General features: G+C 54.4%; 17 protein-coding genes and 2 pseudogenes. All 19 read right to left on the minus strand.

Going from position 1 to position 18,072, the window contains the following annotated elements; genetic code table 11:
- Positions 1–2 precede the first annotated feature (2 nt).
- Positions 3–497, minus strand: a complete 495-nt coding sequence (locus QIT27_RS09145; protein ID WP_285263571.1) for a PilW family protein — start codon at positions 495–497, stop codon at positions 3–5.
- The gene (locus QIT27_RS09150) at positions 494–925 is read right to left on the minus strand and encodes a type IV pilus modification PilV family protein (protein WP_285263572.1); all 432 of its coding nucleotides are present in this window, start codon (positions 923–925) and stop codon (positions 494–496) included. Before QIT27_RS09150 ends, QIT27_RS09145 begins: the two co-directional genes overlap by 4 nt.
- The gene (locus tag QIT27_RS09155) at positions 925–1,329 is read right to left on the minus strand and encodes a type IV pilin protein (RefSeq protein WP_285263573.1); all 405 of its coding nucleotides are present in this window, start codon (positions 1,327–1,329) and stop codon (positions 925–927) included. The genes QIT27_RS09150 and QIT27_RS09155 overlap by 1 nt, the downstream gene beginning before the upstream one ends.
- Positions 1,330–1,393: 64 nt before the next feature.
- Positions 1,394–2,374 (minus strand): 4-hydroxy-3-methylbut-2-enyl diphosphate reductase, encoded by a 981-nt coding sequence (gene ispH / locus QIT27_RS09160; protein ID WP_285263574.1) that lies wholly within the window; start codon positions 2,372–2,374, stop codon positions 1,394–1,396.
- Between the two features lie 36 nt (positions 2,375–2,410).
- Positions 2,411–2,854: an FKBP-type peptidyl-prolyl cis-trans isomerase gene (fkpB, locus tag QIT27_RS09165; RefSeq protein ID WP_159343254.1), complete on the minus strand. Its 444-nt coding sequence runs from the start codon at positions 2,852–2,854 to the stop codon at positions 2,411–2,413.
- A 19-nt stretch (positions 2,855–2,873) separates the two neighbouring features.
- Complete coding sequence (lspA, locus tag QIT27_RS09170; protein WP_159343255.1) at positions 2,874–3,419, minus strand: signal peptidase II; 546 nt, start codon at positions 3,417–3,419, stop codon at positions 2,874–2,876.
- Positions 3,412–6,243, minus strand: coding sequence for an isoleucine--tRNA ligase (ileS, locus tag QIT27_RS09175; protein WP_285263575.1), 2,832 nt, complete (start codon positions 6,241–6,243; stop codon positions 3,412–3,414). The genes lspA and ileS overlap by 8 nt, the downstream gene beginning before the upstream one ends.
- Before the next feature lie 7 nt (positions 6,244–6,250).
- Positions 6,251–7,288: a bifunctional riboflavin kinase/FAD synthetase gene (gene ribF, locus QIT27_RS09180; protein WP_172416535.1), complete on the minus strand. Its 1,038-nt coding sequence runs from the start codon at positions 7,286–7,288 to the stop codon at positions 6,251–6,253.
- Positions 7,289–7,410: 122 nt separating this feature from the next.
- Positions 7,411–8,988 (minus strand): murein biosynthesis integral membrane protein MurJ, encoded by a 1,578-nt coding sequence (gene murJ / locus QIT27_RS09185; RefSeq protein ID WP_285263576.1) that lies wholly within the window; start codon positions 8,986–8,988, stop codon positions 7,411–7,413.
- Between the two features lie 106 nt (positions 8,989–9,094).
- Positions 9,095–9,361 (minus strand): 30S ribosomal protein S20, encoded by a 267-nt coding sequence (gene rpsT, locus QIT27_RS09190; RefSeq protein ID WP_083024671.1) that lies wholly within the window; start codon positions 9,359–9,361, stop codon positions 9,095–9,097.
- Between the two features lie 250 nt (positions 9,362–9,611).
- Positions 9,612–10,367 (minus strand): amino acid ABC transporter ATP-binding protein, encoded by a 756-nt coding sequence (locus tag QIT27_RS09195; protein WP_285263577.1) that lies wholly within the window; start codon positions 10,365–10,367, stop codon positions 9,612–9,614.
- Entirely contained in the window at positions 10,364–11,032 is a 669-nt protein-coding gene (locus tag QIT27_RS09200; RefSeq protein WP_137094889.1) for an amino acid ABC transporter permease, read from the minus strand. The genes QIT27_RS09195 and QIT27_RS09200 overlap by 4 nt, the downstream gene beginning before the upstream one ends.
- A 69-nt stretch (positions 11,033–11,101) precedes the next feature.
- Positions 11,102–11,869 carry an amino acid ABC transporter substrate-binding protein gene (locus QIT27_RS09205; RefSeq protein ID WP_285263578.1) on the minus strand — a complete coding sequence of 256 codons (768 nt, stop codon included), beginning with the start codon at positions 11,867–11,869 and terminating at the stop codon, positions 11,102–11,104.
- A gap of 166 nt (positions 11,870–12,035) precedes the next feature.
- Positions 12,036–12,731 (minus strand): P-loop NTPase family protein, encoded by a 696-nt coding sequence (locus QIT27_RS09210; RefSeq protein ID WP_285263579.1) that lies wholly within the window; start codon positions 12,729–12,731, stop codon positions 12,036–12,038.
- A 94-nt stretch (positions 12,732–12,825) separates the two neighbouring features.
- A complete protein-coding gene (locus tag QIT27_RS09215) occupies positions 12,826–13,032 on the minus strand; it encodes a hypothetical protein (protein ID WP_285263580.1) in 207 nt (68 codons plus the stop codon).
- A gap of 7 nt (positions 13,033–13,039) precedes the next feature.
- Positions 13,040–13,303 carry a hypothetical protein gene (locus QIT27_RS09220; RefSeq protein WP_285263581.1) on the minus strand — a complete coding sequence of 88 codons (264 nt, stop codon included), beginning with the start codon at positions 13,301–13,303 and terminating at the stop codon, positions 13,040–13,042.
- A 264-nt stretch (positions 13,304–13,567) separates the two neighbouring features.
- Positions 13,568–16,048, minus strand: a complete 2,481-nt coding sequence (locus QIT27_RS09225) for a flagellin N-terminal helical domain-containing protein (protein ID WP_285263582.1) — start codon at positions 16,046–16,048, stop codon at positions 13,568–13,570.
- Positions 16,049–16,230: 182 nt separating this feature from the next.
- Positions 16,231–16,503: pseudogene (locus tag QIT27_RS17065) on the minus strand (flagellin); the annotation flags it as partial.
- A gap of 27 nt (positions 16,504–16,530) precedes the next feature.
- Positions 16,531–18,003, minus strand: a pseudogene (locus tag QIT27_RS09230) (flagellin N-terminal helical domain-containing protein); the annotation flags it as partial.
- Positions 18,004–18,072 lie beyond the last annotated feature (69 nt).

Genomic DNA, 18,072 nt, shown 5'->3' on the forward strand with positions numbered 1-18,072 from the left:
CTTCACTCGCTCAATGGGTTGTTGGCCGTGACGACATCACGATCAGTAACATGAAACGTTAGCAACGCTCCGCCAGCCATTAAAGGAACATTCACAACATATTGATAGATGCTATGTTGGGCCACCGAGGCGAGAGGCTCTTGATCTTCACTGCACTCAGCATCGCTAATCGAATAACCTTCTTCAAAGGCTTTATCAAAATCGATAACCGGTTGATTCTCTTCCTCAGTGTCACTAATTGTGCAACGACATTGCGCCCCTGATAGAGAACACGAAAGTGTATAGCGATCAGTATCACCGCTATCTCTTAGTTCCTCTGCCAAGATTTGTGTCAAAAAAACTACCACCTCTTGCTTTCGGCTTAGCTCATCGACAGCACTGAATGTAGAAAACGTCGACAAAAAAAGCTGTCCTGCACCTAGCGCAATCACTGTACCAATGGCCATAGCGACCATTAACTCCACTAGGCCCGCCCCCACCTGTCTACGAGCGGTCATGAGGCTACTCCCGTATTAGGGAGCGTAAAACGATAGCGATACTCATCTTCGCCATTGCTAGACATACTCTTTAGGGAAATGACAATCGTAAACTCACAACTATCAGAAAGCGTTACACTACTATTGTCCCAGTTGGCATCTCGTAATGGGTTAACACTTGCATCTTCAGACCAATGATCAATCCAGTCACTCTCAAGGGCTCTCACCGCATCTGCATCGATGTTCTCACAGTTAGGATAGTTGGCTAATAAATTCCAAACTCTCTCTTGTGCATCGACCGCTGCCACCACAGCAACGGAGCGCTGGTACCCTTCAGTAGCACTTTGAAGAGATTTCAACTGCATAGCAGCTACCCCCATCAAGCCAAAGGCAAGCACGACTAATGCTATTAATACCTCAATAAGTGAGAACCCTTGCTGCCGCTTCATTACCAGCACGCCTCAGGAGCACGCTCACCTTTCGCACTTAGAGTAAGATCTCCTTCACAGCCGTCTGCACGCTGGGTAGCAGCCGTCAATAAATAGCCGCCATCGCTTTGACGACCACTGGTGAATGAAATGTCGTAATGACCGCTTGGGGAAACAGTCATCTCTAGCTCGCATTCTTCGTAGCTATACTCACGGGAGTAGCAGCGCTCCATCTCTGAAGCTGCTTGAAGAAGCGCTGTCTGACCATCAGAGCGAACAGAGCGTTCGACGTAACGAGTGTAACTGGGGTAAGCAATGGTTGCGATGAGCCCAATTATGACTAATGCAATCAGTAATTCGATGAGGGTAAAACCGCGCTGGTGCTTACTGACGTCACCCGCACGGCGATCAAAACCATAAGTCACTGAGCGATGCTCCCATATCGGTTTACTCATACTTTGAGTATGTCTTAAACCGACAAGGTTTGCATTACTCGCTGACGATCACCCGCTCGCGAAGCTCTTTCGGCATCGAGAACGTAATCGTCTCTTCACGTCCTTGCAGTTCGACCGGCGCTTCGGCACCCAGCGCTTGCAGTTGGTCGATGACGCCTTTTACCAGCACCTCGGGGGCGCTCGCGCCAGCGGTGACGCCAATGCGTTTCACGCCTTCCAACCACGAAGGCTCGATTTGCTCGGCGTTATCGATCAAGTACGCGGGGGTGCCCATCCGTTCCGAAAGCTCACGTAGACGGTTAGAGTTCGAGCTGTTGGGGCTACCGACCACCAGCACCAAGTCGCTATCTGCTGCCAATTCACGCACCGCATCCTGGCGGTTTTGAGTGGCGTAGCAAATATCGTCTTTGCGCGGCCCCTGAATCTCAGGGAATTTCTCTCGCAGCGCGTCGATCACTTTGGCGGTGTCATCCATAGAGAGCGTGGTCTGGGTCACGAATGCCAGCGCCGTGGGGTCATTGACAACCAGATTGGCAACGTCCTGCTCATCTTCCACCAGATAAATCTTGCCGCCGTGGGAGGTGTCGTAGCGCCCCATGGTGCCTTCTACTTCCGGGTGACCTTCGTGGCCAATCAGAATGCACTCCTGGCCACGCTTGGCGTAGCGAAGCACTTCCATATGCACTTTGGTGACCAGTGGGCAGGTGGCATCGAACACTTTCAGGCCACGCTGCTCGGCATCTTGCTGCACGGCACGGGAAACGCCGTGGGCAGAGAAGATGACGATCACATCGTCGGGCACTTCGTGGAGCTCTTCCACGAAGACCGCGCCGCGTTCGCGCAGGGTTTCTACTACAAAACGGTTGTGCACCACTTCATGGCGAACGTAAATCGGCGGGCCGAAGACATCCAGCGCGCGGTTGACGATATCGATCGCGCGGTCGACCCCCGCACAAAACCCGCGCGGGTTGGCTAGCTTGATCTGCACGGGCTGAGATGACTCTGATGACTGCATAAAAGCGCCTTGATGCAACCTGCATCGCTCAGGAAATTAGTGTGTGGTGATCGGCGTGACGTTGAGCACTTCAACCTCAAACGTCAATGTACGCCCTGCCAGCGGATGGTTGAAGTCAACTTCTACGCGGTCACCGTCAATGGTTTTGACCACGCCCGGCAATTCCGTTCCTGCTTTATCAGCAAACGACATCACCATACCGATTTCAGGCGCTTCATCACCAAAGTCGGCCCGCTTCAATGTCTGAATATTCTGCGGGTTGTGCTGACCAAAGGCGTGCTCTGGGGTGATATGAAACGTCCCGCTCTGGCCAGCTGCCATGCCTTTGATCGGATGCTCAAACCCCGGCGGCAGGTTACCGTCGCCATACTGAAACGTGGCCGGCGCCTTCTCTTTAGTGGAGTCGACGACCGTGCCATCTTCCAACTTCAGCGTGAAGTGCAGGGTAATTTCCATACCCTCATCAATTAGGTAATCCATGGTGCCTCGCTCATTGATACTAAGAAGATGATGACTGCGCAGCTTTCTTACGCCGCCGCTCACCCATAATCGACTCCCAAATTAAGCCCACGGCCCCCAGGGTAATGCCGATATCCGCCACGTTAAAGGCGGGGTAGTACCAGCCCGCCGCATGGAAGGAAAGAAAATCCACCACATAGCCATGAATCAAGCGGTCGTATAGGTTACCCAGCGCCCCACCGATAATCAGCGGCAAGGCGATAGCGAGCAGCTTCTCATCCGCACGTACCCGAGATAACCAAACGGTGAGGCCAATGCTGGCACCAATGGCAATCGCAGCAAAAAACCAGCGCTGCCAGCCGGGGTGCTCGGCTAAAAAGCTAAACGCCGCGCCGGTGTTGTGCAGCAGCGTGAGGTTGAAAAACGGCAACACCTCAACCGGCTGTGCATAACTTAAATAGTGGCTGGCCAAGTATTTTGTGGCGAGATCTAGCACGATGACGGCGACGGCCAGCCATAACCAGCGCAGTGGCCGCCGCATGGGCGGCCACTGAGGTGCTTTATGAGCAGGAGAAGAGTTAGGCATAGTAACGAATCTCACCGCTGCCTTCGGGTAAGTTGCTCACACAGCGGCCGCACAGGTCGGGGTGCTCGGCAACGCTGCCCACGTCCGCCCGGTGGTGCCAGCAGCGCTCGCACTTGGCATGCCCACTGGCGCTCACCGCAACCTTCAAGCCTTCAAGCTCGGTGCTTTCGGCATTGGCGGCATCCGCCAGCGGCGCTAGGTGCACCTCGCTGGTGAGCATCACGAAGCGCAGCTCGTCACCGAGCTTCGCCAGCGTCGCGTGCAGCTCGTCATTGACGAACAGCGTCACTTCCGCCGCCAAGCTACCCTTGATTACTTTGGCGTTACGGGCGTCTTCCAGGCATTTGTTCACCGAGTGCTTCACTTCCAGCACCTGCTCCCAGAAAGCGCGGCCCATCTCGGCGCCCTCATCCAACGTGGAAAGCCCGGTGTAGTAAATCTCCAGCAGCACGCTATCACCACGCTCGCCGGGGATATGCTCAAAGATCTCCTCGGCGGTGAACGACAGAATTGGCGCTACCCAGCGGCTCAGCGCTTCCACCACGTGATAAAGCGCGGTTTGCGCGCTGCGGCGGGCTAGCGAGTCGGTTTGAGTGGTGTACTGGCGATCTTTGATCACGTCCAGGTAGAAGCCGCCCAGCTCCCGTGCGCAGAAACCGTGTACCTGCTGGTACACATCCAGGAAGCGGTACTCCTCGTAGGCGGTTTCGATGCGGCCTTGAAGCTGTGCGGCGCGATCCACGACCCACTGATCCAGCGCCAGCATATCGCCAAACGCCACTTGGTCCCGCTTGGGATCAAAGCCGTTCAGGTTGGAAAGCAGGAAGCGCGCGGTGTTGCGGATACGACGGTACACATCGGCAGTGCGCTTGAGGATTTCATCCGAGACGGCCATTTCACCGGAGTAGTCGGTAGACGCTACCCATAGGCGCAGAATATCGGCACCCAGCTTATCCATCACGCTTTGCGGAGCGACCACGTTACCGATGGACTTGGACATCTTGCGGCCCTGGGCATCCACCGTGAAGCCGTGGGTCAGCAGCTGGCGATACGGGGCATGGCCATCAATCGCCGCGCCGGTGAGCAGCGATGAGTGGAACCAACCGCGGTGCTGATCAGAACCTTCCAGGTACAAGTCAGCGCGCGGGCCGCTTTCATGACCGTGGGGGTGCGAGCCGCGCAGCACGTGGCGGTGGGTAGTGCCTGAGTCGAACCACACGTCCAGCGTGTCGGTGACTTTTTCGTAGTCAGCGGCTTCCGCACCAAGCAGCTCGGAAGGTTCGAGCTTGAACCATGCCTCAATGCCCTCTTGCTCCACGCGCTTGGCGGCTTCTTCCATCAGCGACACGGTGTTGGGGTGCAGCTCACCGGTTTGCTTATGCAGGAAGAACGGAATCGGCACGCCCCAGTTACGCTGGCGGGAGATACACCAGTCCGGGCGGTTGGCAATCATGCTGTGGAGGCGCGCTTGCCCCCAGGCCGGAGTAAACTCGGTCGCTTCGATACCGGCCAGCGCCCGCTCGCGCAGGGTTTTGCCATCTTTACCCTGAATATCCATACCGACGAACCACTGGGCCGTGGCGCGGTAGATCACCGGCGTTTTGTGGCGCCAGCAGTGCATGTAGCTGTGCTTAATAGGCGTGTGGGCCATCAGCGCGTTGACGTCACGCAGCTTCTCGATGATGTTCGGGTTGGCTTTCCAGATCATCTGACCGCCGAAGAACGGCAGGTCATCCGCGTAAACGCCGTTGCCCTGCACCGGGTTCAGCATGTCGTCAAAGCTCATGCCGTGCTCGCGGCAGGTGACAAAGTCATCCATGCCGTAAGACGGAGCAGAGTGAACGATACCGGTACTGCCCACCTCTGACTCAACGTAATCCGCCAGATAAACCGGCGATAGGCGGTCGTAGAACGGGTGGCGGAAATTGATCAGGTCAAGGTGTTTGCCTTGGGTCGTCGCGACCACCTCACCTTGTAAACCAAAGCGCTCCAAGCAGCTTTCGACCAGCTCTTCGGCCAACAGCAGCAGGCGCTCGCCGGTATCCACCAGCGCGTAGGTAAAGTCCGGGTGAACGTTCAGCGCCTGGTTGGCGGGAATGGTCCACGGCGTGGTGGTCCAGATCACCACGGCGGCGGGCTTTGATAGCTCGCTTAAGCCAAACGCTGCCGCCAGCTTGTCGGCGTCTTCCACGGGGAAGGCAACGTCGATGGCATCGGATTTTTTATCGGCGTACTCGACTTCCGCCTCGGCCAGCGCCGAGCCACAGTCGAAACACCAGTTCACCGGCTTCAGGCCTTTAAAGACGTAGCCCGCATCGACCATATCCGCCAGCGCGCGGATCTCGCCCGCTTCGTTGGCGTAATCCATGGAGCGGTACGGGTGATCCCAGTCACCGATGATACCCAGGCGCACAAAGTCCACCAGTTGGGTTTCGATTTGGGCACCGGCGTACTCACGGCACAGCTCACGGGCTTTATCCGCCGGAAGGTGCTTGCCGTGGGTGGTTTCGACCTTGTGCTCAATGGGCAGGCCGTGGCAGTCCCACCCCGGCACGTAGGGCGCATCAAAGCCCGCCAGGTTTTTGGACTTAACGATAATATCTTTAAGAATTTTATTAACGGCGTGACCGATATGGATACTGCCGTTGGCGTAGGGAGGGCCATCGTGCAGTACAAACAGCGGCGCACCCGCACGGGCTTCGCGCAGGCGCTGGTATAGGTTCATGTCCTGCCACTGAGAAACACGCCCTGGCTCCTGCTTCGGCAGCATGCCGCGCATGGGAAAGTCGGTTTCTGGCAGGTTTAGCGTGTGCTTATAGTCCATAGTCCGGTCAGCCGTCGTTAGTATCGGCGGCGTCATCCGCCGAAGTGAAATCAGAAGAAGCGGTCTCACGCCCAAGCGGGGCCGAGGCCAGCGGAAGAGAGGTCGTTAGATCAGCGTCGGCGGTCGCAAAGTAGCGGCGCGCCTTGGCTTGGTCCTGGTGAATCTGTGCTTTTAGCGCATCAAAATCGTCAAACTTCACTTCTCCCCGCAGCCGTGTGCAGGGATAAACCGTCAGCCGCTGGCCATACAGATCGCCAGAAAAATCCAGCAGGTGCACTTCCAGCGTAGGGCGTTTAGACCCCACCGTAGGCCGAAACCCGACGTTCGCTACGGCGGGGTGGCGCTCGCCATTCGCCAATTCGGCCACCACCGCAAACACCCCCCGTAGCGTCAGCGGCTGGGGCAATAGCGGTAGGTTCGCGGTTGGTACGCCAATGGTGCGACCTAACTGCTGGTCGCGCACCACGCGGCCATGCAGCGAATAAGGCCTGCCCAACAGGCGGGCGGCCACTTCAAAGTTACCGCTGGCCAGCAGCGTACGCACTCGGGTGCTTGATACCCGCTCGTCATCGACTTTGAAGGTGCGAGTATGCTCTACGCCAAAGCCATGAGTGCGCCCCACGGCTTCTAACAAACTGAAATCGCCACGGCGATCACAGCCAAAACGGAAGTCGTCGCCCACCACTAGATGCTTAACGCCCAGCCCATCAATCAACACCTGATCGATAAACTCGCGCCCGGTGAGGCTGCGCAAGGCATCGTTAAACGGCAGGCAAAGCACTTGCTCGGCACCGTGGTCGCGCAGCAGGCGCACTTTTTCCCGCAGGCGCGTTAAACGCGGCGGCGCCTGGTCTCCGGCAAAAAACTCGCGGGGCTGAGGCTCAAACACCACCACGGTCAGCGGTACGTTCAGGCGCGCAGCGTGCTCGCGGCACTGCTGTAGAATCGCCTGATGGCCGCGATGCACGCCATCGAAATTACCAATGGTCGCCACGCAGCCACGATGGGACGCTGTCAGATTGTGCAGACCTCGAATGACGTGCATGGCACCCCTGTTTAAAAGCATTAGGTTTTAAAAGCGTTGGCCGTTTTCAAAGCGTTTGATTATAACGAACGCGCTGCTCTGGTGCAGAAGAAGATAATAGCGCTCACGCGCCTGCCCCTTTCCTAGCCGTTCATTTTAAAGTGGCGAAGCCGCAGGCCAAGCGCCGTTAACCAGATAAAGTAGAGCCCGCCCCCGAGCACTACTAGCCCGGCCACCCAGCGGACGCGCTGCCATAGCCCAAACTCTAACCACACCTGCCAATCAGGTGAGACTAACATAAGCGCCACGCTCATCAGCACGCTGCCGCCGACTAACTGCACCGCGTAACGCCCCCAACCCGGCTGAAACACCAGCACCTGCTGTCGATAAAGCAGATACCCCAGCAGCCCCGCGTTTAAAAATGCAGATAGCGCAGTGGCCAACGCCAAGCCCGCGTGGGCCAGCGGCCAAATCAGCAGTAGGTTGAATACCATGTTCGCGACCATGGCGATAATGCCTACCTTCACCGGTGTTTTAGTGTCCTGGCGGGCGAAGAAACCAGGCGCTAGCACCTTAATCAGCATAAAGGCCACCAGTCCAAAGGCATAGGCACGCAGGCTCATGGCCGCCATCTGAATATCGTTATCGGTCATCGCCCCATAGTGGAACAGGGTAATCAAAAACGGTTCAGCCAGTATCGCCAGCGCTAGGGCTGCGGGCACGCCCAACAGCAACACCACACGAATCGCCCAATCCAACATGGCGGAAAAGTGCTCGGTGGACTGCTCCGCATGACGTTTGGAAAGCGCAGGCAGAATAATGGTGCCAATCGCCACACCAAACACGCCAAGCGGCAGCTCTACCAAACGGTCAGAGTAGTAAAGCCATGAGACGCTGCCCGCGGCCAACAGCGATGCCAGCACCGTATCCAACAGCAGGTTGATCTGGGATACCGAGACCCCAAACAAAGCCGGCACCATCAGCTTCAAAATGCGCTTCACGCCCTCGTGGGCGAAGTTAGGCCACGGCGTCGGCAGCAGCCCCAAACGCAGCAAAAACGGCACCTGAAAGGCAAGCTGGGCCGCCCCAGCGATCAGCACGCCCCAGGCCAGCGCCATGGCAGTCTCTTCCATTAGCGGCATTAACAACAGCGCCGCGCCGATCAGCGAAATATTCAGCAGCACCGGTGTAAATGCGGGCACTGCAAAGCGGTTCCAAGTGTTTAGAACGCTGCCGGAGAAGGCGGTTAACGAAATCAGCAGCAGGTAGGGAAAGGTGAGCCGCAGCATATCGGCGGTCAGCGCCAGCTTTTCAGGGTCGCGGCCAAAACCAGGTGCAAACAGCCATACCAGCCAAGGTGCGCCCAGCATCGCCAACGCGGTGATTAACGCCAGCAGCGCGGTTAGGCTCCCCGCCACCGCATTCAGCAGTTCACGGATCTCCTGCTTGGTGCGCTGGGTGGAGTACTCAGAGAGCACCGGCACAAATGCCTGGTTAAACGCCCCTTCTGCAAATAAACGGCGCAGAAAATTGGGAATTTTAAACGCCACAAAGAAGGCGTCTGAGCCGTTGCCCGCGCCCAGAAACGTTGCCACGACCACATCGCGCACCAACCCCATCACCCGGGAGAGCATGGTCATCGCGCTGACCACCAACCCCGAACGCATTAGCCCGCGGCGTGGTGGCGGCATATTGGCATGCTGTGGTGTATCGGCGCTCATCAGGTTATTCCCTACAGGCTAAATAGAGAGGCACATATCGCCCGGTAGGCGACGTTCAGGCACAAAAAAACCGGCCGCAGCCGGTTTTTTTATGGCGCCTGCCGGCTTACGCCGCCAGAGCCTTAATGCGCTTGTTCAAGCGGCTTTTCAGACGTGCAGCTTTCTTCTTAGAAAGAACGTCTTTATCAGCAATACGGTCAACGACCGGCTGCATTGCCTTGAACTCTTCCATCGCTTTGCCATGGTCGCCAGTGTTGATCGCTTTGATCACACGCTTGATGTAGGTGCGGACCATGCTGCGCTGGCTGGCTTTCAGGACGCGACGAGTCTCGGCCTGGCGGGCGCGCTTGCGTGCTTGCTTGCTGTTCGCCACAGGTATCTCCTTGGAGAATAAGGGCTGCCTAAAAACGGCAACGAATTTACTATGTGTTTGTCGGATGGCATTGCCAAGTCACGACATTTCCTTAACAACCAATTGATTCAGCAGCGTTTCTAACTCTGCCAAATAGTGTAACGAGCAGTCTTATGGCTGCCCGCTCACGGGTCTTGTCTGAGAGGATGGCGTAGTCTATCACGCGTAAAGCGGGCTTGCTAGCCGCTGTCAATCCTTTTCGAGCGCGCCGCTAAGGCAATGCCTGCCCAGTGGGCGCCAAAATCTTGCGCAAAAAGCGCCGCGTACGCTCATACTGCGGATTCGTGAACAGCTGCTCGGGAGGCGCCTGCTCGACAATCTGGCCTTCATCCATAAACACCACGCGGTCGGCAACATCTCTAGCAAACTGCATCTCATGGGTGACCACAATCATGGTTTGCTGCTCGGCAGCCAACTGTTTCATTAGGCCAAGCACTTCTTCTACCCACTGCGGGTCAAGTGACGAGGTCGGCTCATCAAACAAAATGACATCGGCATTCGCCGCCATGGCACGACCAATGCCTACCCGCTGCTGCTGGCCGCCGGAAAGCGATGCGGGGTAGGCATCCGCTTTATCCGCCAAGCCAATGCGCTCCAGAATCTCCCTTGCTCGGGCATGGGCCTGCGCCTTGGGCAGCTTATCCACCACAATCATGCCTTCGCTAATGTTCTCAAGCGCCGTTTTGTTGGCGAACAGGCCGTAGTTCTGAAACACAAAGGCAGTGCGGCGGCGCAGCGCCAAAATATCCGCCCGGCTGGCTTTACGCGCATCGACACGCAAATCACCGACGGTGATACACCCTGCCTCTGGGCGCTCTAGAAAATTGATACAGCGCAGCAAGGTGGACTTACCGGTGCCCGATGGGCCGATAATGACGATGATTTCGCCCTGCTCAAGGTGTAAATCGACATTGGTAAAGACCGGCTGCTGACCAAACTGCTTACTGACGGATTCAAGCGTGATCATCGCTGGTACGCCTTATTCAGATACGTTTCTAAGCGGCGCTGGCCCCAAGAGAGCGCTTCCACCACCACCCAATAGATAATCGCCACCAGCAAGAAAGCTTCTAAGTATAAAAAGCTGCCCGATGCCTCTTTTTGGGTCGCGCCCATCAACTCCGTCACGCCCAGCGTGAAAGCCAGCGAGGTCGCCTTGATCATATCGATGAAGTAGTTCATCAGCGTGGGCGTGGCTACGCGGGTGGCCTGGGGCAGGATAATCCGCCGCATCAGCTGCGACTGGGTCATACCAATCGAGAGCGCCGCTTCGGTTTGGCTACGGTCGATACCGACAATTGCCGCACGAATGGATTCCGCCATATACGCCGAAAAGTGCAGCGTCAGGCCCAGTACCGCCGCGGTGACGCCATTGATGGAAATCAGCGCATCAATCAATTGCGGCAGACCGTAGTAAAACAGAAACAGCTGCACCAGCAGCGGCGTACCGCGAAAAAACGAGATAAACAGTAGCGCCGCGCCGTTCAAGACGGGGATTTTCGATACCCGCACGACCGCTAACAAGCAGGCAATGATCAGCGCAAACACCATGGCGATGCTCGCCATCTGCAGCGTCAGCGGTAAATAACTGAGCAGGACCGGCAACAGGCCCCACATATACTCCACGTTTAGCATCGTCGTATCGCTTATAAGCAAAACGGCCGTGGCAATGCCACGGCCGCCATCATCAGAGGTTAGCCGTACTTATGGCTGCGTGATGTCAGTATCGAACCACTTCTGAGATATTTCACCCAAGGTGCCGTTGTCGCGCAGTTCCTCAAGCGCGGCGTCGACACGGTCGCGCAGCGCTCGTCCCTCTTCATCGTCACGGAACGGTAGCGCGTTTTCGATAGTGGTAAACGGCTGCCCCGCCAACGCCAGCGGCAAACCGCGCTCGCTGATCACTTGACTAGCACTCACTCGATCCATCACGAACGCATCGACACGGCCCAGCGCCACATCCTGCTCGACGTTGGATTCGTAGGTGCGGATATCGATCTCGTCGGCATTCGGCTGCTCACGCAGCAGCTGCTCGTAGTTAGACCCTAAGTTCACTGCCACGCTTTTGCCGGACAAATCCTCAACGCCGTTGATGGTGTCGTTACCTTCACGCACGACCACTTGGGCACCGTCGTACACATAAGGCGCGGTAAAGGCATACTTGGCTTTGCGCTCATCGGTAATGGTGATTTGGTTGGCAATGGTATCAATGCGGCCGGATTCCAACATGCCTGCCAAGCCCGAGAAGCTCGCGGTCACGAACTCAATCTCGTCGCCGGTGATCTCCCCTACCGCATTCATCACATCGACTTCGAAGCCTTTCAGTTCATCCTGCTCGACATAAGTAAACGGGAAGTAGCCACCGGACATGCCCACCCGCAGTGTGTCGGCCTGGGCAGCCACGGAGACTACCCCTGCCACGCCTAAGGCGAGAGCAGCGGCGATCTTCTTCAAACGGTTCAAATTTGCCATACGGATTTCCTCATTGGGTCATACAACCCACAGCTTATACGGAGGGCGCTGGCTTTGACTCCGTCATCACCAGCGCAATGCCGACAAGATACCAGCAAAAAAGAAATAATAAACCGCCTGCTTATTGTTTTTTGGAACTAGCCCAGCGTCGTTTCTATACCATCATTTAGCGGTCAAGCCCCGGGACCTGATCCAACTGTGCATAGGCGTGACGCAACCACACTTTCATCCTCTGACGTTCGGCGATGTTCATCATGCGCCGGTCGTTGGCCACCGCCCAGAAACTGCTGTCATTGAAATCGATTTTTTGGGTGAGCTTGGCATGCAAGCGCGGCAGCTCTATGAGAGTAGCCCCTTGCACACGGGCCTGCTGATACGCCTCTGACTGCGTAAAGCGCTCAAAGCTTTCGCCACGCCCAAGGTTCTGAACGACCACGACATCCACCGGCTGCGACGCGTAACGGGTTAACACCTGAGACAGTAGCGCGACTGAATCTGCGCCATCATCCATCACGTGCCACCACACGACCTGCATGCCCAGCTCCTCGAGCAGCCCAAACACATCGGTTTCCTCAATCCAGCGATTGATGGGCTGGGCGGACTGTGCGGCCAAGTCGATAATCAAATCCCGGTCTGGCGCCTCTTCTACGGCCGATAGCATGCCATCAAGGCTATCGTCATCGCCCACCACTACCGAAGAGGCGTACTCCTGATAAAATCGTGAAAACGTGCCGTGGGAAGCGTCGCAATCAAAGCCTAAAAATGGCCGCTCGTGATCGATGTAGTACTGCGCCAACACCCGCGCCGTCATCGACTTGCCGACACCGCCCTTCTCACCGCCAATAAAGTGAACCTTGCCCATCCTTGTCTCTCCGCCGTCAGGCCCGATGCCCTGTTGGAATTTAGCAGGAAAAAAGGCTAGCGGGATACGCCGCACCAACGATAAGGGTTTAGGGCTACGTATGAGAGGAGGCTTTCAGCATGGCGAAGGTGTGCTCCCGCTGCTGTTTTACAGCGCTGTCTAGGATGGCGAGCAGGCGGCCATAATCTTCTGCTTGGGTTTGATCCAAACCGTGATGCATTACTTTATCAAGCAACGTTTGGGTATCGCGGATCAATGCATCTAATTCCAATATGACCGTTTCGTGATCCTGCGATGTCATGTTGGCCTCATTGGCGCTGTTGCAACTGCTGAACCCGCTGGTAGAGCTGTTGGGCATTACTAATCGCAGTGGCCTCAAAAGCATCCAGACTGAGCAGCACGTCTTGCCGCGAGTCCTGCATCACTACCTCAAGCTCTTTGTGGTAGCGTTGCAGCAAATGCTCAAGATTCATGCGAATCATGGTCAGCTCTAGCTGAAATTCTGCCTGCAGCTTGGTGTAGCGCTCAATGTGTGCAGGAACCTCGCTGGTGTTAACGATAGAACAGATCATTCGCTCAACTTGCTTTTCAACAGCCGATAGCTTGGGGACAAGCTCTGTCATCACGTATAAAGCGGAAATGGTAGCGGCATTTGGCTTCACGGCATTCCTAAGGGTCTAGTGTAAAGGGGTCATGCCATTTTATGAGATTACTAAGACCACCTAACGATTAATTAACCTTATGAAATGGCGGCATATTGCTCTGCTACTTTCATAAAATCAGCTCCTACCCCTCACACCAAGCCTAACAACACTTTCCTGATGTAAATCCATAGATCACCCCAGCAAAGCCAGTACGTTCTGCGGAATTTGGTTGGCCTGTGCGAGTACGGACGTACCTGCCTGCTGCAAAATTTGTGCGCGGGTCATGTTAGCCACTTCGACTGCATAGTCAGCGTCCATGATACGTGATTGCGCAGCCGCCAAATTAGTAGCCATAAGCTGGTTCCCCTCAATCACAGAAGCCAGGCGGTTTTCCGTTGCACCCAGGTAGCTTCGCTTTGCATCTACCATACCAATGGCTTTATCTAACGCCGCGAGCGGGTTACGTGGTATCTGAATTCGAAAATCTTCTCCTACTTCTTGGATGCGCAAACGGGTGTGAGGCGTGCCGTTATCATTAAATCCATCCCCATCGGTTTGCACAAAAAACGCTTTATTCACACCTTTTTCTAACTCACTGGAGTAATATACAACTACTTGGCTATTGCCATTTTCGGTGCGTAAAACAATCTCGCCCTTTTGATCATGATCGACTAAGGTAGCTGTTTTATAGCCACCTAACAGCGAACTTTCGCCAGGCAGCTCAAAGTAATAGTTACCGTCTTCACCTTCTGTTAATACATTGGAGTAAGTTCTACCTTCGATGTCAGTGTATTCAACAGAGACGTTACGTGGGTCAATCGTGACCGTTGAAATACCGTGCACTTTGTCAACAACGTGCTCATCAATGCCAAGTACCGTAGGGGAGCTTTGGGTGGCGGTGACTGTATAGCTAACGGGTTCGCCCTTCTCATTCAGTTTGACATCTAGGTCAGCTTCATAATAACCATAACCACCGCTATTCAGCTCTCCCCGAATGATCCATTGCTCATCACTCGTGCGACGAATTAACTCTGCAGACCCTGGACTAATCTCGGCAAAATCATCACCCACAAAATCACTCGCAGCAATCGAAAAATCCGTTACAGAAGGCGTATAAATAACATTGCTATTAAAACTAGCGGATTGTTGCTCGATATCTACACCAGAGTACACTTGGCTGGCTGCCGTTAGCGTTAGCTCTTGGCTAGCCAATGCTTCTGTAATTGCGTAATAGCTATCAGTAGCACTGTCATAAGCATAGTAGCTACCATCATCGACACTCTGACGCAGCTCCGTGACATTGACCGCGACACCTGAATGATCGTAAACAACTTGATCAAAATCATTGGGATTGAAAGTATCACCACCCTCATCAAAACTAGGCACTGTCGAAAAGCTCTCACCTCCCGCTGGCGTATAGCCACTGAGCGCAACATCTAATTTATCATCTACACGAACGCCACTCAGACGCGAGTAAACAGGATCGACACCACCATCAAACTCTAGGTAAAAGGTTCCTATATTATCCTTATCTTCTACCAAACGGGGCGATGATAGCGACATGCCGCCTGCATTTAGGTATTCAACATTGGCGTAATCGGCCAAATTGTAGACGACGCCACCAAATTCAAACGTGGTTTCCGCTTGATAATTCGCAACAGGCTCAGCCTGCTTTGAAACCACTGCCGTGGGTGAAGACGTATCCTCAAAGCTGACTTCAAATTCAGCCTCATGATAGGAAAGGATGCCACCATTGTTGGTTTCAATATAATAAGCGTCATCGCCTCGCACGACTTTTTCATTAGCTGACAGGCCAGAAATGAAGGTTTCATCTAGTGTAAAATCTGTTCTAAACAGCGGTTGTGGATCCGTAATATCAACAACGCTCAGATCGGTGGCTGTTTCATGAGTGGCCGACACGTTAACACGAGAAAAGTTACCCCCTCCCATACTCACGTAGTAACTGTTGATCGCAGCGGCTTCCTTTTGGTGATCTCCGGCTAGCGAGACATCGCCCAACCCATAAAGCGTTCTTTCGGCACCCGCCGGAAAATTTGCTTCCGTCAAAGCATCGTCTACAACGATATCGTCAGCGGGACCAAACAGCATATCGCGAGGCGTCACGCTGCCAGGCTCTCCGGCTACGTTGAAGCCTGTTAGGCCCAACGCATCAACGCTGAACCCAGGAGGAGACAGGTCCACACCCAGCGCCTCTCCGTCATTTGCCCCTACTTGTAGTGATATATTCCCTGCTCGCCCGGTCATCAGAGGAATACCGTTGTACTCCTTCTGTTCGACCAGCCGATCGATCTCCATCAAGTTTTGATTAATTTCAGCTTGAATAAAGTCACTATCACGCGTTTGGTTAGTATCGTTTAGGCCTTGCACAGTTAATTCACGAATGCGCTGCAGCTTATCGCTGATACTACCCAACACACCCTGCGCTGTTTGTGACAGAGACACGCCATCATTAGCATTGCGCGCCGCTTGGCCAAGCCCTGTGCGCTGCGCTTGGAAGCGGTTACTAATGGCCTGCCCTGCTGCATCATCTTGGGCACTGTTGACACGCAAACCCGATGCCAACCTTTCCATGCTGGTGGCCAGCGCGGTGCCCGACTTGCCCATGCTTTGCTGGCTAACTAGTGAGGCCAGATTCGTGTTGATGACAGCCATGCCAATACCCATCTTCCATGAACGTTATATGAATAATAACGGCGTGATTCACAGCAACTTTAGAGAAATATGTGGCTATGCGCGCCTGGGCACAATCACAAAAAAAACCGACCCCCATAGGGAGCCGGTTCATTATGCTACTTAACGATAGAGAAACTTCCCTATCGAGGCCAAGCCTCAGATTAACCCAGCAGAGAGAGTACAGACTGCGGGATCTGGTTGGCCTGGGCCAATACAGAGGTACCGGCCTGCTGCAGAATCTGCGCGCGAGTCATGTTGGCTACTTCAGTGGCGTAGTCAGCATCTTCGATGCGCGAACGAGCAGCAGAGAGGTTGGTCTCGTTGGTGGACAAGTTTTCGATAGCTGATTCAAAGCGGTTTTGGATCGCACCCAGGTCAGAGCGCAGGTTATCAACCTTGCTCAGAGCAGCATCCAGAACCTCCAGCGGATCTTCTGTACGCTCGCCTTTAGTCACAGCTTCTGACGTTAGGTTGCCATCTGCACCAACGAAGTACTGGTTAGCGGCAGCATCAGTAATGTTACCATTGTCATTAACAATCAGATCCACAGACTCTTGGGCCGCTTGCGTATACTCATCATCAGCATTTACGTATACGGCATTCCCGTTGGAAGTCACGTCAAGACCATTGCCGCCATTATCGCCAGTTAACACAATAGCATCTTGCCCAGCAGCACCGTCACGAGAGGCGGTCGTGGTCGTAGTGATGGTAAGGCTATTTGTTTCCGCTGCAGCCGCCAGATCTTCAGCAGAGATTTTCACATCATTTAGTGTTACAGAACCACCACCAGAAACGTTATTAACCGAAGAGCCATCTTCCAGTGTCAGGCTTATCGTACCGTCATCCGCATCAGCAGTAGAAATCGCTGCAGTTAGGTTAGTAGTAGTTGCCGCATTCAAGGTTCCACCTACGTTATCGTAAGTGAGTTCACCAGCTGTGGTAATATACAACGCGGTGCCATCGCGATCCGTGATGGTACCATCATCTTGAATAGTGATATCAGTGCTTTTAGAACCATCCTCTGTAGCATAGACCGCATTTTGAGCTGTACCTGTGTCTACATAAGTATCAGCCTCACCAGCCGTTACGCCATTAGTAATGTCGTAAGTGAATCCACCGGCACCATCGCTAACCAGCCCGTCTAAAGCAACTTCACCAGTTGTGGTGTTACCGAGAAAAGCATCAAGGCCAGCCGCAGTTGCACCGGCTGTCACCTCGATTTTAACACCCTCTTCGACGCCTTTAAGGACATCAATCGCATCTACTTCGGTATTATCAGTGACCATGGAATAGGTGCCAGCATTTAAGGCAACGTTACCGCCATCCGCTACAATTTCGTCCAAGTCGTCTTTGGTGGCAGCAACGTTTTGTACTTCACCTTTATCATTGACGTTGAAGCCAGCAAGCTCCAGAGTATCACGGTTAATTTGCTCAAGGTTGATTTCAATGGCTTCGCCATCATTAGCACCAACCTGAATTTTCAGTGTCCGCTGAGTGCTGTCGACTGCACCCACGTTTTCACCCAATACTTTAGTACCGTTAAAGTCAGTTTCTTTAGAGATACGATCAATCTCTGTCAGGCGTTGATTGATTTCAGCTTGGATGGAGTCCAGGTCTGAATCAGAGTTAGTGCCGTTTTGTGCCTGCACTGACAGTTCGCGAATACGCTGCAAGTTGTCGTTAATTTGGTTCAAGCCGCCTTCAGCAGTTTGCGCGATAGAAATACCATCATTAGCGTTACGCTGAGACTGAGCCAAACCGGTGATTTGAGCAGTCATTCGGTTGGCGATAGCCTGACCGGCCGCATCATCCTTGGCGCTGTTGATACGTAAACCAGAGCTCAAACGCTCCATAGAAGTTTGCAGAGCAGACTGAGACTTGGACAGATTCTGCTGGCCAATCATGGAGGTGATGTTGGTATTGATCACTGACATGGTGATTCTCCTTGCGTGTGAACTGGCCGTCAGGCCCGCTTTTCGGCTACTTGTTGCGCCGTTATATTG

Origin of the sequence: Halomonas sp. LC1, from assembly GCF_030247125.1 — a bacterium.
GTDB lineage: Bacteria > Pseudomonadota > Gammaproteobacteria > Pseudomonadales > Halomonadaceae > Vreelandella.

Bases quoted from the DNA above. Each gene is read 5' to 3' on its own strand.
- QIT27_RS09145 (WP_285263571.1), bottom strand. From the start codon at position 497: ATGACCGCTCGTAGACAGGTGGGGGCGGGCCTAGTGGAGTTAATGGTC.
- QIT27_RS09225 (WP_285263582.1), bottom strand. From the start codon at position 16,048: ATGGCTGTCATCAACACGAATCTGGCCTCACTAGTTAGCCAGCAAAGC.
- QIT27_RS09210 (WP_285263579.1), bottom strand. From the start codon at position 12,731: ATGGGCAAGGTTCACTTTATTGGCGGTGAGAAGGGCGGTGTCGGCAAG.
- murJ (WP_285263576.1), bottom strand. From the start codon at position 8,988: ATGAGCGCCGATACACCACAGCATGCCAATATGCCGCCACCACGCCGC.
- ribF (WP_172416535.1), bottom strand. From the start codon at position 7,288: ATGCACGTCATTCGAGGTCTGCACAATCTGACAGCGTCCCATCGTGGC.
- QIT27_RS09205 (WP_285263578.1), bottom strand. From the start codon at position 11,869: ATGGCAAATTTGAACCGTTTGAAGAAGATCGCCGCTGCTCTCGCCTTA.
- fkpB (WP_159343254.1), bottom strand. From the start codon at position 2,854: ATGGATTACCTAATTGATGAGGGTATGGAAATTACCCTGCACTTCACG.
- ispH (WP_285263574.1), bottom strand. From the start codon at position 2,374: ATGCAGTCATCAGAGTCATCTCAGCCCGTGCAGATCAAGCTAGCCAAC.
- QIT27_RS09200 (WP_137094889.1), bottom strand. From the start codon at position 11,032: ATGCTAAACGTGGAGTATATGTGGGGCCTGTTGCCGGTCCTGCTCAGT.
- QIT27_RS09215 (WP_285263580.1), bottom strand. From the start codon at position 13,032: ATGACATCGCAGGATCACGAAACGGTCATATTGGAATTAGATGCATTG.
- lspA (WP_159343255.1), bottom strand. From the start codon at position 3,419: ATGCCTAACTCTTCTCCTGCTCATAAAGCACCTCAGTGGCCGCCCATG.
- QIT27_RS09220 (WP_285263581.1), bottom strand. From the start codon at position 13,303: ATGATCTGTTCTATCGTTAACACCAGCGAGGTTCCTGCACACATTGAG.
- QIT27_RS09150 (WP_285263572.1), bottom strand. From the start codon at position 925: ATGAAGCGGCAGCAAGGGTTCTCACTTATTGAGGTATTAATAGCATTA.
- ileS (WP_285263575.1), bottom strand. From the start codon at position 6,243: ATGGACTATAAGCACACGCTAAACCTGCCAGAAACCGACTTTCCCATG.
- QIT27_RS09195 (WP_285263577.1), bottom strand. From the start codon at position 10,367: ATGATCACGCTTGAATCCGTCAGTAAGCAGTTTGGTCAGCAGCCGGTC.